We start from the raw sequence: 16074 nt of genomic DNA, 5'->3' as shown, positions 1-16074 counted from the left end.
ACGACGCTGTGAAGCCTGATCACTCGCTGACTCGCCCGCACCCCTCGGGCACTCCAAGCCCATGCTGAAGAATTCCTCAAACGACGTCTTGAGGTTCCCTTTGGACCCCGCTGTCAGTGTTCTTCCCGTCCAGCCGACCGGTCGACACAGGGGAAGGCACCGGCTCGCCAGGGGCTCGGCGCCGAGGCCTCGCGCACGGCACGCCCCACCGCGGTGTGAGCGCACGGCGCACAGGCCGCTCCCCCGGCCGGCGGCACAGGACGACAGTCCGATCCGTTGTGTACCACCCGGCCCAGGGAGAAGACCGCCATGTTCACCAAGACCGCCCGCACGGTACTCCTGCTGACCGCGAGCTCCGCCATCATGATGACCGCGACGCCGACCGCCTCCGCCGCCACCGCACATGACTTGGTGAAGCTCAACCAGGCCAACTTCGCCAAGAACGCCTGCAGCACGAACAGCTACGGCGAGGTCGGCTTCTACAGCAGCTGCACGGGGGCCGGCGGCTTTCCCGAGGCGTGGTGCGCGGATTACGCCAAGTGGCTGTGGGCCAAGACAGGAGCCCAGGTCGACGGCCTGACGCCGGCAGCCGGCAGCTTCTACCTCTACGGGCAGAACAAGGGAACCCTCCACACCGAAAAGAACTACGTGCCCAAGGTTGGCGACGCCGTGGTGTTCAACTACCACGGCGGAGGCAGGGCCGATCACGTCGGAGTGGTCGTGCAGGTGTACGCCGACCGGACCATCCAGGTCACCAACGGCAACTTCGGCGGCAGCAACGCCGCCACCTCGACAGTGTCGTACAGCGAGGGTTACGGCCAGGTCGGCAGCAACATCTTCGGCCAGACCATCAGTGCCTTCGTGTCCCCGGTGGGTCTGGAACAGGACGTTCCTGCTCCGCCCACTCCCCGCGTCCTGGCCGTGCAGAACGGTGTCCTGCACGCCCAGGAAGGAGGCCCGCAGACCAGCTGGACCTCGCTGACGGAGAACGTCAAGGCGTACAAGGCCACCAGCGACCGCATCGGCGTGATCAACCAGAACAACCAGCTGCTCGTCAAGGAAGGCGGTCTGAAGGCCGAGTGGAAGAAGATCGCGGACGACGTGGTCGACTTCGACCTCGACGGTGACGTGGTCGGCGTGCTGCAGCCGGGCAACGTTCTGCACACCAAGGCGGGTTCGCTCGACGCCAAGTGGCACACCACCAACGGGGTCACCGCGTTCGATCTGGACACCAACCGGGTCGGCGTGACGACCACGGACGGCACGTTCATGGTCCAGGAGGGCAGCCTGGACGCCTCGTGGCAGCACCTCACCGAAGGCGTGTCGTCCTTCGATCTCGACGGCGGCCGGATCGGTGTGCTGCGCGGCAGCAAGCTGTCGGTCAAGGACGGTGGCCTGAAGGAGCGCTGGTACGACACCGACGGAATCTCCCGATTCTCCGTGTCCGGCAACCGCATCCTCGCCGAGCACAACGGCAAGCTCGTCCTGCAGGAGGACGGCCCGCAGAGCACCTGGAAGACCGTCGCCAACGGACCGATCGGTGACTTCGAAGTCAGCGGCGACAGGATCGGCATGATCCAGAACGGCAGCCTGTACCTGAAGACCGGCGCCTACGACGGTCCCTGGTACCAGACGTCCAACGTCTCCGGATTCGACTTGTCCTGACCCCCGAGGGGGCCCGGTCGGCACACGACCGGGCCCCCTCGCACGTCCACCCGCAGGAACAGCCCGCCCACGGGGCCGAGCCCGACAGCTCACACCTTCGTGCCGGGCACACAGCACCGCTGTGTGCCCGGCACGAAGGTGTCTTGTTTTGGCCCGCTCGTCACACCTGCCTTTCGCCCCACTCGAGTTACATTGAGGCGACCGCGGGGGGTGGCATGGAGATCCGCATATTGGGGCCGGTCGAAGCCGTGATCGACGGACGCCTGACTGCCATCAAAGGATCCAAGGCGTGCACACTGCTCGCCATCCTGGCCATGCATGCGAACCGGACCGTCTCGCTGGACGAGCTGGTGGACGCCCTGTGGGGCGAGGCCCCGCCGGAGCAGGCGCGCAGCTCCCTCTACACCCACATATCGGCGCTCAGACGGGCTATCGCGGGCGGTGCCGCGTCCCTACGCCGCAGCAACGGCGGTTACCAGCTCGCGGCGCCCGAGGACCAGGTCGACCTGCATGTGTTCACACGCGATGCGGCAGCAGGCCGGGCAGCGCTCGCGGACGGCGACCCCGAGGAGGCGGCTGCCCGGCTCGATGCGGCGCTCGCCCTGTGGCACGGCCCGGCGCTGGGCGGAGCGCGCGGAACCTGGGCCGAGGGCGAGCGCGGCCGGCTGCGGCAGTCGCAGCTGACCGCGCTGGAGGACTGGGCGGAGGCCCACCTGGCGATGGACCACGGCGAAGCCGTCATTCCCGCACTGACGGCGGCAGTCGGTGAGCACCCGCTCAGGGAGCGGTTGCGCGGCCAGCTCATGCTCGCACTGCACCACACGGGCCGCCAGGCGGAAGCGCTGGCCTGCTATCACGAGGGCCGACAGGCGCTGCTCGAGGATCTCGGCGTGGACCCCGGCCCCGCCCTGCGATCCGTTCACGAGCGCATCCTGCGCACCGAGCCGAGGAGCCAGACCCGTGAACCGGCCGAAATCACACCCTGCCCTAGCCAGCTTCCGCGCAACATAGCCGACTTCACCGGACGGACGGCACAGGCCGGACGTCTGGTGCGACACCTGACCGAGAAATCCGACACACTGCGAGTCTGCGCCGTCTTCGGCCAACCCGGCGCGGGCAAATCCACTCTGACCACCCACGTCGCACACGCCGTACGCACCCACTTTCGCGACGGACAGCTGTATGCGAACCTACGCGGCGTCCACGCCGTGCCCGCGGACACCGGCGAAGTGCTCGCCGGATTCCTGCGTGCCCTGGGAGTGGCCAAAACAGCGATCCCCGACGACCCCGACGAACGCGCCCGGCTCTACCGTTCGCTGCTGGCCGAACGCCGTGTACTGGTCCTGCTGGACGACGCACGGGACGAACGTCAGGTCCGCCCGCTGCTGCCCGGCGGCAACTCGTGCGCGGTGCTGGTCTCCAGCCGTGAGCGGATGGGCGCCCTGGACGGAGCCGTCCACACCCACCTGCCCGTGCTGGACGACGACGAGGCTCTCGAACTGCTCAACCGTGTGGTCGGTGACGAACGCGTGGCGGCAGAACCCCGCGCGGCCGAGGAAATCGTACGATTGTGCGGACAGCTCCCACTCGCCGTGCGCATCGCGGGTGCCCGACTGGCCGCCAGGCCGCAGTGGCAACTGTCACGGCTCGCGGAGCGCCTGAGAGTGCAGTGCCGGACGCTGCAGGAACTCACCCTCGGCGACCTGGAAGTGCGCAGCAGCCTGGCCTTCAGCTACGACGGCCTGGCACGGCGCGAGCGCACGGCTCTGCGACGGCTGGGACTGCTCGACGTCAGCACTTTCGGCGGTTGGCTCGTCGCCCCGCTGCTCGACTGTTCGCAGGCCGACGCCGAGGAGGTCGTGGAACGACTGGTCGACGCCCAACTGGTGACCCTCATCGGAGAAGAGGGCGGTTTCCTGCGATACCGCCTGCATGATCTGACCCGCGTGTTCGCACGCCAGCAAGGCGAGGCGGAGGAGACAGCGGTCGAAGTGCTGGCGGCCTGCGCCCGGGCCGCACGGACCTGCCTGACACTGACGGAACTGGCCGACCGGAGCATCCCCCACGCGGGCTTCGACCATCCGGCCAGCACCGACACCGACCCCTTCGTCGACGAAGGCACCGTCACCGAACTGCTGGCCGCTCCCGAGGCGTGGTTCGACGCCGAGCAGACCACGCTGATCGGCATTGTGGAACGGATCAGCGAACTGGACCTGACGGACCTGGCCACCCGGCTGGCAGCCGGCCTGTGCGCATCCCACTTCTCCGTCCGCAACCAGTTCACGCAGTGGTGGCGCACCCACGCGGCAGCGCTGACAGCGGCTCGCCGAGTCGGTGACCGCGCAGGCGAAGCCCGGCTGCTGTCCGGCCTGGGATGGCTGCGATACGAACAGGACCGGTTCGACGAGGCACAGACCTACTACGACCAGGCCATCAAGGCGTTCCGCGACAGCGGCGACCGCCGCGGGGAAGCAACCACCCTGTTGTCGCTGAGCACCGTGCAACGAGAACGCGGCGAACTGGCACGGGCACGATCCTCGATCGACTCCGCCCTTCCCTGGCTGGAGGAGCCGGCCCACATCGCACAGGCGGCCCACGGCCTCGGCCGCATCCTCACCGAACAGGGGGAACTCGAGCACGCCCTGGACGAATGCCTGCACGCCCTGGAGCTCTACCGGCGCCTCGGCGACCGGCGCGGAGAGGCCATCACACTCCGGTCGTTGTCCATTGTCCATCGGGCCGCCGGCCGCCTCACCGAGGCAGCCGAGCACGCCGAAGCCGCCGTCGAGACCCTGCGCGACCTGGGCGACCGCCTCATGTCCGCTTACGCGGTCCAGGCCCTGGCCAAGGTCCGCATTCGCCAAGGGCTCGGCGACACCGTGCGCCACGAACTGCTGGAGTGCCTGCGAATCTGCAACGACATGCAGGACGGCTTCGGCCAGGCCCTGACGCTGCGCACACTGGGCGAACTCGACCTCGCGACGGGCCGCCCCCAACAGGCAGTCGACCACCTGAACCGCTCGCTGCAGTGGTGGACGGCACTGGACCTGCCGACCTGGCAGGCGCGAACACTGCGGGATCTCACGACCGCCCGCGAGGAACTGGCGCGATCGGGTGAGACCGCGAACACCCTCCTGGCCTCGCGCTTTCACGAGGTGAGTTGTCCAAGAGCTGATCAGAAACCCGGAAAGCACTCCTGACCTGCAACGGCAGGACTTCCTGAGGTTCCTGTTCCCTGCGGGGGAAGGAGTGCTCTCCAGGGAGAGGGCCTGCCGCGTCGTACCCGCGTGTCCGGGGCCGGGGCAACGGCCGCAGCACGCGCCCGGAACGGTGGAGACCGGAGTCGGCCCGACACGCCGATCGGGCCCACCCGCGTGCCCACCGTCGAGCAGGCGAAGCAAACGTCCCGCCGGCCCGGTCGGCGGGACGTCATGCAGGGGGTCCGACAGCGTGAACCACCGGGACGGGTAGCGCTCCCGGTAGGCCCTGAATGGTCGAGGAGTCACCGGCTCCGGGGGGACAGGAAGTGCTCCACAGCGACGAACGATCGCTCCCCGTCGGGCGGCCGCCGGCAAGGCTCCGGCGTCCGACCGGCTGATCGGCCCGGCACTGCTGCTGGCTGCCCCACCCGGGAGACGATCCGTCCTCGGGGGCGGACACCTCCGAAACCCCCGCTCCGAAAGGAGGAGGCCCCGTCCCGGAAAGCTGCTCCGGAACGGGACTCGACGGGGCGCGACGCCCCGGAGGGGGCGGACGTGCCGGACCCCCGCACCCGCGGGGGAATGGTCGGTACGGGGGGCCGGCGGCCGGCGCGTCCGGGTGGGCGCGCCGGAGTGGGGGTCAGACCTGGGCGGCCTGCGGCTTCTCGGCGACGGCGGGCGCAGCCTCGCCGCCCTGGGCGACGGTCCGCTTCTTCGGCTTCTCCAGGCCGAGGGCGACCACCGCGGTCAGCGCGATGCCGGCCGCGGCGATGAGCACCGCGGTGCGCAGGCCGTCGGTGGTGGCGGTGCGCAGCGCCTCGCCGGTGAGGCCCTCGAGGCCGGAGTTGGCGACGGCGACCAGGACGGCGAGGCCGACCGCGCCGCCGATCTGCTGCGTGGTGGAGGCCCAGCCGGAGGCGATGCCCTGCTCCATCGGGTCGATGCCGACCGTGGCGGCGCCGAACATCAGCGTGTAGCCGGCGCCCTGGCCGAGGCCCATGACGACCATGCCGGGGATCAGCGCGACGTAGGAGCCGTCGGTGGCCAGGGTCAGGCCCAGGATCACGGTGCCGACGAGGCCCACCACCAGGCTGGCGATCATGATGGCGCGCAGGCCGTACTTGGTGGCCAGACGGCCGGCCGTCTGGGCGCCGATGGCGATGGCGACCATCGGGACCAGGAACGCCAGGCCCGTCTCCAGCGCGCTGTAGCCGTGCACGCCCTGGAAGTAGACGGTCAGGAAGTAGAGCAGGGTGCCGAAGGTCGCCATGTAGAAGAAGGTGACGCCGGCGCCGGTGCTCAGGTTGCGGTTGCGGAACAGGCGCAGCGGCATCAGCGGGTCGCTGCTGCGCTTCTCGATGACGACGAAGGCGGCCAGCAGGGCCGCGCCGAAGACGAGCGCGCCGATGATCGGAGCCGAGCCCCAGCCCGACTCCGGGCCCTGGACCAGGGCGAAGACGACGGAGGTGGTGCCGACGGTGGAGGTCAGCGCACCGGCCAGGTCGAAGGAGCGGCGGCTGCCGCCCTTGGCGTCGGGGGCGATCAGCGGGAGGGCGGCCAGGATGGCGAGGACGGCCAGCGGGACGTTGACGTAGAAGACGGACTCCCAGCCGAACGCCTCGGTGAGGACGCCGCCGAGGAGGGAGCCGAGGATCATGCCGGAACCGCCGGCGGTGCCCCAGACGGCGAAGGCGCGGTTGCGCTCCTTGCCCTCGGCGAACTTGGTGGAGACCAGGGTCAGCGTGGCCGGGAAGAGGAACGCGCCGCCGATGCCCTGCACCGCGCGGGCCATGACCAGCACCCAGGGGTCGGTGGCCAGGCCGCCGAGCATCGAGGACACCCCGTACAGGGACAGGCCGAGGATGAAGATGCGGCGGGGCCCCCACAGGTCGCAGGCCCGGCCGCCGAGCAGCAGGAACCCGCCGAACGCGACGGCGTAGGCGCTGATCACCCACTGCAGGGTGTGGGCGGAGAAGCCGAGTCCGTCGCCGATTTCGGGGAGTGCGACGTAGACGATGTTGTAGTCGATGGAGATGATCAGCTGGGCGAACGCCAGCAGCGCCAGGAGGAGTCCAAGGCGCCGGCGCGGTGCCTCGGTGGCGGCGCCTGTGGCCGAAGACGGCATGACTGTGCCTTTCACTACGGGGTCAGGATGGGGACGGGCGCGCTGGGCGCCACCGCCGGGGAGGCCCCGGCGCTTACGGGGGTGCGCTCTCGGTTCGGTTCCGGTTCAGGTGCGGTCGAACCAGCGGCGTACCTGGTCCGGTGCTGCGGGGTCGGCCCGCCGGACCGTGTCCGCCAGTTCGGCGATGGTCCGGCTCGCCAGGTTGTGCCGCCAGGCCAGTTCCGCGTGGGAGAAGGCCTGGGCCACGGTGCAGGGGGTGCGGCGGTCGGCCGGGCCGGTGATGCCGCCGGCCGGACCCTGGTGGCGGATGCCCGTGCACAGGAAGGCCTGTGCCGAACCGTCTATGGCCACCGCCACGTCCATCAGGGTGATCTCCTCCGGTTCGCGGCCCAGACGGAATCCGCCGCGAGGTCCGGAGCGGGACGAGACGAGGCCGGCCCGTCCCAGTGCGTTCAGCTGCTTGTTCAGGTAAGCGGCGGGCAGGCCGTGGAACTCGGCCAGCCGGGCGGCCGGCACCGCCCTGTCGGGCGCTACCCAGGACAGGTTGATGCAGCAGTGCACCGCCCACTCCACGCCCTCCCGCAGCTTCATGTTGCGGACATTACGCATCGGCAATGTCCGCCAGAAGGGCCCGCCTCTTTTAATGTCAAGTCGCCTCGGGTGTACCCGTTCTAGCCGGTCAGGACCTGCTTCAGCTCGGCTTCCAGACGGCCGAGATCGGCCTCGTGGCCGTGTGCCGCGACGTGTCCGTCCGGCCGCACCAGCCAGTACCCGGCGCTGCGGCAGCCGGTGGCGAAGGCGCTCTCGCGGCGCCGCAGCACCACGGTGCGCACCGTCTCGCCGTGGCGGGCCACGACGTGCCCGGCCTCCGCGCGCCAGGCCTGCGACGGCGGCGCGAGGACCAGGGTCCAGGCGTGCGGGTCGACGTCGGGTCCGCTGACGCCGTACGCGAGGGCGTGCCGCCGCGGGAAGACGGCGCCGTCCTTCAGGCCGCCCGGGATCCGGTTCCGCACGCGGCAGCCGGCGAGCCCGGAGGGCAGCTGGGTGTCGCGCACCGGCGGGTAGGCCAGGCGCCGTCCGGCCATCACCGGGGTGTAGAACCGCGACACGGCTCCGGTGCGGTCGAGCAGTTTGAAGGCGGCGTCCCGGGCGAGCACCTTGGCCCGGCTGTCCGCCACCCAGGCGCGGGTCTGCAGGTCGGTGTCGCGCACGATCTGGCGGGTGGCCTCGGAGCGTTCGGCGCCGTAGCCGGCGAGCAGCGACGCCGGCGACTCGCCGCGGATGACGGCGGCCAGCTTCCAGCCCAGGTTCTGGGCGTCCTGCAGGCCGTTGTTCATGCCCTGGCCGCCGGCCGGGCTGTGCACGTGCGCGGCGTCGCCGGCGAGGAAGACGCGTCCGACGCTGAAGTCGGAGGCGTGCCGGGCGTGCACCTTGAAGACCGCCTGCCACACGGCCTCGGTCAGCCGCACCCCGCGCGGTCCGCGCTCCTCGAGGATCCCCCGCATCATCTCCAGGGAGACCTCGTGGCGGCCCTGCGGCATGACGGACAGGAAGCGGTAGACGCCGCCGGGCATCGGCACGACGACCAGGGCGCCGCTGGGCGCCTGGTAGAACAGGCACTCGTCCGGCGGGAGTTCGCCCTCGATCCGCGCGTCCACGAGCGCGAAGGCCATCTCGTACGTGCTGCCCTGGAAGCCGATGCCGAGCTGGCCGCGCACCGCGCTGCCGGCGCCGTCGGCGCCGACCACGAAGGGCGCCCGGATGCGGTCGAGGCCTCCGTCGGGCAGCTCCACGACGGCGGTGACGCCGTCGCTCGCACCGATGTCGCCGGAGAAGTCCACGCCCTCCAGGGCCAGCAGCCGCACCCCGCGCTCCACCTTGCCGCCGAGCCCGGCGAAGCGCTCGGCGAGCAGCCGCTCGGTCACGTGCTGCGGCAGCACCCGGCAGGCGGTGTCCTCGGTCAGGGCGAAGGAGGCGAGCGGCTTGCGTTCGGAGAAGTAGCTGAGCCGGTTGACCAGGCCGGACTCGCGCGTGATGCCGTCGGCGAGCCCCGCGTCCTCCAGGATGTCGAGGGCGCGGGGCCACACGGACAGCGCCTTGGGGGTGGTCGACGGCTGCTCGGCGCGGTCGATGACGCGCACCCGTATGCCGCGGCGCATCAGTTCCACGGCGGTCAGCAGGCCGGTGGGCCCGGCGCCGACGACCAGCACGTCCAGGTCGGACGGGCCGGCCGCGGTCGCGGGATCCTGGGTGTTCTGGGTGTTCTGGGTGCTCTCGGCCATGGTGCTCAATCCGTCCGCACGCCGGCGGTGACGCCCCCGGCGGGCTCGTCGGGCAGCCGGTCCAGGGTGATGCCGAAGTACTTCTTGTACGCCTCCAGGGCCTCCGGCCCGCCGTCGAGGGCGAACTTGGAGCGCTCCTCGCCGGCGACCATGCTCACCTGGCGGTTGCCCTTGAGGGTGACCAGGCCGTCGGGGGTGCGCATGGAGCAGAACAGGCCCTGCAGGAACGACGAGTCGGGCGAGGTGCGGTACCACCACAGCGCGGGGGCGAAGTCGGCGACCGTCACCGGCCGGTCGGCGACCCGGTACAGGGGCTTGCCGGCGAGGTGGACGTCGACGACGCCGTCGCTCACGTCGTGCAGCTGGTAGTCGCCGTGCGGGTCGTGCTGGACCTCGCGCGAGGCCAGGTTCAGCGGGAAGCGGCTGTTGCGGCCGAAGCCGACGTCGACCAGCCACTCCTCGCCGTCGGCCTTGACGCGCAGCGCCAGGTGGCCGAGGAAGGGGCCGAGGACCCCGCCCGGGCGGTGCACCCAGCCCGGCAGGATGTCGACCTCGTAGCCGAGCGAGGTCAGCAGGAACGACAGGGCGGGGTTCACCTCGAAGCAGCCGCCGCCGCGGTGGTCGCGCACGATCTTCTGCAGGACGCGTTCGTCCATGAAGACGTCCTCGCCGAGGTGGTAGCCGAGGTTCTCGAAGGGGACCGACAGGAGGTGGCGCTCCATCAGGTGACGGAGCCCTTCGAGGTCGGCGCGCTCGGGCCGCGTCGCGCCGATCCGGCGCAGGTAGTCGTCCATGATGCCGTCCAACATCACCGTCTCCTTAGGCGTACGTGGTGCTGAGTGGGGTGTGGGGGCGCTGCCAGCGCAGCAGTGACAGGCCCATCGCCATGCCGCCGCCGAAGGCGGCCAGCAGGACGAGGTCCCCGTCGTCGAGCTCTCCCGAGCGGGCCGCCCGGTCGAGGGTGACGGGGACCGAGGCGGCTCCGGTGTTGCCGAAGTCCTCGTAGCTGAAGCGGGTGTGGCCGTCCACGACGCCGATCGTGGCCGAGAGGTCCTCGAGCATCCGCCCGTTGGCCTGGTGCGGCACGAAGTGGTCGACGTCGCGGGCGGTGAAGCCCGCCTCCTCGACGAAGGCGGTGATGGCCGGGGCGACGGTGGCGTTCACGAAGTCGCGCACCCCGCGCCCGTTCATGGTGAAGTGGTGCAGGCCCTCGGCGAGGGTCTCGGCGCTCGCCGGCAGGCGGCTGCCCCCGGCGGGCACCTCGATCAGGTCGCGTTCGGCGCCGAATCCGGCCAGCCGTCCGGCCAGCACGCCGCGTCCGGGCCGGGCCGGGCCGAGTACCACCGCTCCGGCGCCGTCGCCGAAGAGGATGGCGGTGCGCCGGTCGGTGTGGTCGAGGATGCGGGAGTACACGTCCGCGCCGATGACCAGCGCGTACGGCGAGTCGGAGCCCGCCAGGACGTGCTGGGCGGCGTTCAGCGCGAACACGAAGCCGCTGCAGACGGCGTTGACGTCGAACGCGGCGGCGCCGTGGCCCGCGCCGAGGCCGTCGGCGACCACGCTGGCGGTCGGCGGCTGCGGCTGGTCGGGGGTGGAGGTCGCGACCACGATCAGCGAGAGGTCGGCGGCGACGATGCCGGCGGCCTCCATCGCGGCCCGGCCCGCGGCGATCGCCAGGTCCGAGGTGGCCTCGTCCGGTTTGGCCCGGCGCCTGTTGCGTATTCCGGTCTTGCGCCGGATCCACTCGTCGGTGACCCCGGCGGCGGCTCCCACCTCGTCGTTGCCGACGACGTGCGAGGGCAGACAGGATCCCGTTCCCAGGATCGCGATGCCTGCGCTCGTCCGGCCGGACCGGGCCGTGCCCGTGGTGATCATTGTGTGACCCTTCCGTCAGAGTTCGGGCCTTTCCGCGCAGGCCGATGCTCCCGAGCCCGCCCCGTCCCGGGCAAAGGCCGGACGCCGAACCCGTCAGGTCACCGGGGAGTACGTCAGGTGGCGGCCGGCCCGGCCGAGGAGGCGCCGGGCCGGCCGCCGGGGCGTCATGCGGCCGACGCCAGCGGGGAGCCGCTCAGCAGGCCACGCACCAGCTCGCCGGTGATGGCGACCCCGTTCTGGGTGAGCACGGACTCGGGGTGGAACTGCATCGACGCGAAGTGGGTGCCGCGCATCGCGTGGACCTCCCCGTTGTCGGGGTCGCGGGCGACCTCGACGATGCCGGCCATGTCCGTCTCGACCTTGTCCTCGGCGCTCGAGGCCGCGAACGTGTTGTAGAAGCCGACGCGTTCGCGCCGCCCGAACAGGTCGACGTCCCGCTGGACGCCCTGGTTGGGCACGGACCGGCGCACCAGGTCCAGGCCGAGGCGGCGGCTGAGCACCTGGTGGCTGAGGCAGATGGCCAGGAACGGCCGCTGTTCCCCGAGCAGCCTCGCGAGGGTGCCGTCCAGGTGGGCGATCTTGGGGTGGGCCAGGTCGCGCGGGTCGCCGGGGCCGGGGCCCATCACCACCAGGTCGTAGCCCTCGACGCGGTACGGCTCGTCGAAGCGCGTGACCGTCACCTCCAGGCCCAGCGAGCGCAGCTGGTGCCCGATCATCGAGGTGAAGGTGTCCTCGGCGTCCACCACCAGGACCCGGCGGCCCGCGGGCAGGGCCGCCCGCCCGGCGGGCCGCGCCCCGTCCGCGAGCCAGAACCCGGCGATGGTGGCGTTGCGGGCCTCGAGCGCCCGGCACACCTCGGGGTGGGCCGCGAACCGGGCCGCGCCCCCGCCCTCCAGGGCGGCGAGCAGTCCGGCGGCCTTGGCGTGGGTCTCGGCCACCTCGGACAGCGGGTCGGAGTGGCGCACCAGGGTGGCCCCGACGCCGATGCGCACCGTGCCGTGCGCGTCGATGTCGGCGGTGCGGATGCAGATCGCGGAGTCCAGGGCCGAGCCGCCCGCGGCGTCGCGGCCGATCAGGGCGAGGACGCCGCTGTAGTAGCCGCGGCCCTCCTGCTCGTAGCGGCCGATGACCCGGCAGGCGCTCTCCAGCGGGGAGCCGGTGACCGTCGGCGCGAACAGGGTCTCGCGCAGCACCTCGCGCGGGTCGCTGGCGGTCTCGCCCGCGATGAAGTACTCGGTGTGCGCGAGCCGGGCCATCTCCTTGAGGAAGGGTCCCGTCACCCGGCCGCCCCCGGGGCAGATCCGGGCCATCATCTTCAGTTCCTCGTCGACGACCATGTACAGCTCGTCGGCCTCCTTGCGGTCGGCGAGGAAGTCCATCACCTCCGGGAGGGTGGGGCCGGTGGCCGGGTAGCGGTAGGTGCCGGAGATCGGGTTCATCACCGCGGTGCCGTCGTGCACGCTGATGTGCCGCTCGGGCGTGGCGCCGACCAGGGTGCGCTCGCCGGTGTGCACCACGAACGTCCAGTACGCGTTCTTCTCGTTCTCCAGGAGCCGTTTGAAGAAGGTCAGGGCGGAGCGCGGGGTGTAGTCGGAGATGTCGAGGGTGAAGGTCCGCTTGATGACGAAGTTCGCGCCCTCGCCGGTGCCGATCTCGTCCTCGATGATCCGCCGGACGGTCTCGGCGTAGGCGTCGTCGTCGACGTCGAAGCGGGCTCCGGTGGTGCGGATGGGGTCGTCGGGCAGCCGTTGCAGTACGGCGGCCAGCGGGGCGGTCTCCTGCCGGGCGACGCTCAGCGCCACCAGCGGGGTGCCGTCGTCGTGGCCGGCGAAGCCCCGCTCGGCGATCTGCCGGTAGGGGACGAGGGCGAGCACCTCGTGCCGGGGGGCGCCGGTGGCCCCGGACGGCTCGGGCAGCGGGATGCCGGCCAGGGACCGGGGGTGCGACACCTCGCCGACGAGGACGTCGAGGACGCCGGGGCCGGTGGCCTCGGGGCGGTGCAGCAGGGCGAACGGCGGCGGTGTGGGGCCGAGGATCTCGTCGAGCAGACCGCCCTCGTGGGGGCGTCCGGCGCGGGTGCCGGTCATGCGAAGACCTCCTTGGCGGTGGTGACGACCGCGCAGCGCGCGGCCGCGTACTCGACGGCCATCCGGTGGCGGCTCTCGTCGAAGTCGGCGACGGCGTCGGCGACCAGGAACGTCTCGATGTCGTGGCTGAACGCCTCCACCGCGGTGATCAGCACGCCGACGTGGGCGTAGACCCCGCAGACGATGAGCTGGTCGCGCTGGTGGAAGCGCATCCGGGTGAGCAGGTCGGTGTGGTGGAAGGCGCTGTAGCGCCACTTGGTGACCAGCCAGTCCCCGTCGCGGGGGGCGAGGGCGTCGACCACGGCGCGGTCCGCGGGGGCCGGACGCATGCCCGGCCCCCAGAAGTCCTTGAGCAGGCCCCGCTGGTGGGTGGTCATGCCGCCGGGCTGGGCGGTGTAGGCGACGGGGATGCCGAGGTCGGCGCAGCGTTCGCGCAGGTGGGCCGCGTTGTGCACGAGCCGGCCGCGCAGCGGCTCGGGGAAGGGCTGGAGGAAGTAGCGCTGCATGTCGTGGACGAGCAGCACCGCGCGGGCGGGATCGGGGATCCACGGGGCGGTGTTCGCCGGCAGCTCGGAGGCGGCGGGCAGGGGGTAGGACTCGATGGGCGGGAGGCCGGTCATGCGGGCTCGGTGTCCTTTCTCGTCGGTGCGGACCGCGCCCCGAGGGGGCGCGGGGGAGCTGCGCGGCCGGTACGGGCCCGCGGTCCGGCGGACCGCGTTTCCCGCTCCGGCCGCGCTCGGCGGGCGCTACGCGCCCAGGGCGGCCCCGCCGTCGACGGTCAGGGTGTGCAGGGTGATGTGGGAGGCCTCGTCGGAGAGCAGGAAGGCGACGGCGTGCGCGACGTCGTCGGGCCGGGCGAGCTTGCCCAGCGGGATGCCGACCCGGAACGCCTCCGGCTTCCCGGCGATGGTGGCGCGCGGACCGGACGCGTCCTGCCACATCGAGCTGAGCATCGGGGTGTCGGTGGAGCCGGGTGCGACGATGTTGCAGCGGATGCCGTGCCGGGCCACCTCCAGGCCGAGGCTCTTGGTGAACATCTCCGCGGCCGCCTTGGAGGCCGCGTACGCCGCCATCCCCGAACGGGGCGTCACGGCCGCGTTGGACGCGACGGTGACGACGGCCCCGCGGCCGCGTGACACCATGCGGCCCACCACGGAGCGCGACAGGTGGAAGACACCGGTGGTGTTGACGGCGAAGGTGCTGTTCCAGTCGTCGTCGCTGAAGGTGCTCACCTCGCCGAGGCGCAGCACTCCGGCGGCGTTGACGAGGTAGTCGACGGGGCCGAGGCGCTGTTCGATCTCCGCGACGACGGTCTCCACCGCGGCGCCGTCGGTGACGTCCGCGGCGAAGGGCGACACCGGCAGCCCGTCCACGCCCATCTTCTCGGTCACCTCGTCGAGCTGCTCGGCGTCGCGGTCCACCGCGGCCACCGCGACACCCCGTTCGCCCAGGACGCGGGCCACGGCCGTGCCGATGCCGCCGGCGGCGCCGGTGACCAGGGCCAGTCTGTTCTCGCTCGTGTGCTGCATGTCGTGCCTTCCTCCTTCACTGCCGTGCGGGTGGGAACCGCCACGTCCGGGGCGGCTCATATGTGCCACGCGGAGACGACGGAGATGGCCTGGCCGGCGTTGAGCCGCGGGTCGCAGAAGCTCTCGTAGGCGTCGCCGACCCTCGCGGCCTCCGTCTCGTCGGCCACGCACTCCAGGACGGCGTCGGGGGTCGCCTCCAGGTGCAGACCGCCGGCGACGCCGCCGTGGTCCACGACCGCCCGGTGGAAGGCGACGACCTCGCGCTCGGCCGCCTCCACGTAACGGGTCTTGAATCCGCCGGGGGTGGTGACGGTGTTGGCGTGCAGCGGGTCGGTCAGCCAGATCACCGGGTGGCCGGCCTCGCGCACCGCCTCGACCAGCGGGGGCAGGGCGTCGGCGACGGCGCCGGCGCCCATGCGGGCGATGAGGGTGAGCCGTCCTGCCTCGCGCCGCGGGTCCAGCAGCCGGCACAGCTCGAGCACCTCGTCGGTGGTGGTGCGCGGGCCCACCTTGCAGGCCACGGGGTTGGTCACGCCGGCCAGCAGGGCGACGTGCGCGCCGTCCGGCTGCCGGGTGCGCTCGCCGATCCACGGCCAGTGCGTGGAGGCCAGCAGGGTCCCGTCCTCCTCGTCCCGCAGCAGCGGGACCTCGTAGTCGAGCAGCAGGGCCTCGTGGCTGGTCCACATCGCGGGGTCGATGCGGTCCGGCCCGGACGGCCGGTTCCAGCCGAGGTGGCTCATGATGTCGTCGGCCGCCATGTAGCCGGTCAGCAGGCGCAGCGGATCGGGGCGGCGGCCCTCGGGCGTGGGATCGGGGTCGTTGACCATGTGGCCGCGGTAGACGGGAAGTTCGAGACCGCCGACCTGCTCGGTGGACTGTGAACGCGGCTTGGTGAACTGTCCCGCGATACGGCCCACGCGGATCACCGGCTTGCCGGCGACCAGCCGGAGCGCGCCGGCCAGCAGGTCGAGCAGGGCCGCCTTGCGGGCGACGTGCCCGGCGGAGCTCTCGTCGGGGTTCTCCGCACAGTCCCCGGCCTGCACCACCAGGGCCTCGCCGGCCGCGACCCGGGCGAGCTGGCGGCGCAGGGTGCGCACGTCGTCACCGCGCACCAGCGGGGGCCGGCTCGCGAGGTCCGACCGGACCCGGCGCACCTGAGCGGGGTCGTCCCAGGGCGGCTGCTGGGGAGCGAACTTGAGTTCGATATCAACGAGCGAGTTGTCCACGAATCTCTCCAGACGCAAGAAGTGGGCGGAACGCCCACGCATACGGGCGCGCGGGTGGTGGGGAGACCGGCCGGGAAACGGGGCC

The 16074-nt window shown here is 71.9% G+C and carries 11 protein-coding genes; 2 read left to right on the top strand and 9 right to left on the bottom strand.

Going from position 1 to position 16074, the window contains the following annotated elements; genetic code table 11:
* Positions 1-309: 309 nt before the first annotated feature.
* Positions 310-1665: a CHAP domain-containing protein gene (locus tag ACZ8ZB_RS35335; protein ID WP_470741872.1), complete on the top strand. Its 1356-nt coding sequence runs from the start codon at positions 310-312 to the stop codon at positions 1663-1665.
* Positions 1666-1880: 215 nt separating this feature from the next.
* Positions 1881-4865: an AfsR/SARP family transcriptional regulator gene (locus ACZ8ZB_RS35330; protein ID WP_470741871.1), complete on the top strand. Its 2985-nt coding sequence runs from the start codon at positions 1881-1883 to the stop codon at positions 4863-4865.
* Between the two features lie 640 nt (positions 4866-5505).
* On the opposite strand, the gene ACZ8ZB_RS35325 is transcribed toward ACZ8ZB_RS35330, so the two are convergent.
* The 9 genes from ACZ8ZB_RS35325 to ACZ8ZB_RS35285 form a co-directional block, all read right to left on the bottom strand.
* Complete coding sequence (locus ACZ8ZB_RS35325) at positions 5506-6990, bottom strand: MFS transporter (RefSeq protein ID WP_470741870.1); 1485 nt, start codon at positions 6988-6990, stop codon at positions 5506-5508.
* Between the two features lie 105 nt (positions 6991-7095).
* Positions 7096-7581 (bottom strand): RrF2 family transcriptional regulator, encoded by a 486-nt coding sequence (locus ACZ8ZB_RS35320; RefSeq protein ID WP_470741869.1) that lies wholly within the window; start codon positions 7579-7581, stop codon positions 7096-7098.
* A gap of 80 nt (positions 7582-7661) precedes the next feature.
* A complete protein-coding gene (locus ACZ8ZB_RS35315) occupies positions 7662-9272 on the bottom strand; it encodes an FAD-dependent oxidoreductase (RefSeq protein WP_470741868.1) in 1611 nt (536 codons plus the stop codon).
* 5 nt (positions 9273-9277) lie between these two features.
* On the bottom strand, positions 9278-10081 hold the full coding sequence (locus ACZ8ZB_RS35310; protein WP_470741867.1) for an arylamine N-acetyltransferase family protein: 804 nt from the start codon (positions 10079-10081) through the stop codon (positions 9278-9280).
* Positions 10082-10091: 10 nt separating this feature from the next.
* Positions 10092-11147, bottom strand: a complete 1056-nt coding sequence (locus ACZ8ZB_RS35305) for a 3-oxoacyl-ACP synthase III family protein (protein WP_470741866.1) — start codon at positions 11145-11147, stop codon at positions 10092-10094.
* 164 nt (positions 11148-11311) lie between these two features.
* Positions 11312-13234 (bottom strand): anthranilate synthase family protein, encoded by a 1923-nt coding sequence (locus ACZ8ZB_RS35300; RefSeq protein ID WP_470741865.1) that lies wholly within the window; start codon positions 13232-13234, stop codon positions 11312-11314.
* The gene (locus ACZ8ZB_RS35295) at positions 13231-13854 is read right to left on the bottom strand and encodes an isochorismatase family protein (protein ID WP_470741864.1); all 624 of its coding nucleotides are present in this window, start codon (positions 13852-13854) and stop codon (positions 13231-13233) included. The genes ACZ8ZB_RS35300 and ACZ8ZB_RS35295 overlap by 4 nt, the downstream gene beginning before the upstream one ends.
* A gap of 126 nt (positions 13855-13980) precedes the next feature.
* Positions 13981-14763, bottom strand: coding sequence for a 2,3-dihydro-2,3-dihydroxybenzoate dehydrogenase (locus ACZ8ZB_RS35290; RefSeq protein WP_470741863.1), 783 nt, complete (start codon positions 14761-14763; stop codon positions 13981-13983).
* A 56-nt stretch (positions 14764-14819) separates the two neighbouring features.
* Positions 14820-15989 (bottom strand): 3-deoxy-7-phosphoheptulonate synthase, encoded by a 1170-nt coding sequence (locus ACZ8ZB_RS35285; RefSeq protein ID WP_470741862.1) that lies wholly within the window; start codon positions 15987-15989, stop codon positions 14820-14822.
* Between the last annotated feature and the right edge of the window lie 85 nt (positions 15990-16074).

It is taken from the genome of Streptomyces sp. 12E, from assembly GCF_055633275.1.
Note: the sequence above shows the minus strand (reverse complement) of the source record. Positions and strands in the feature narration are given on the sequence as shown.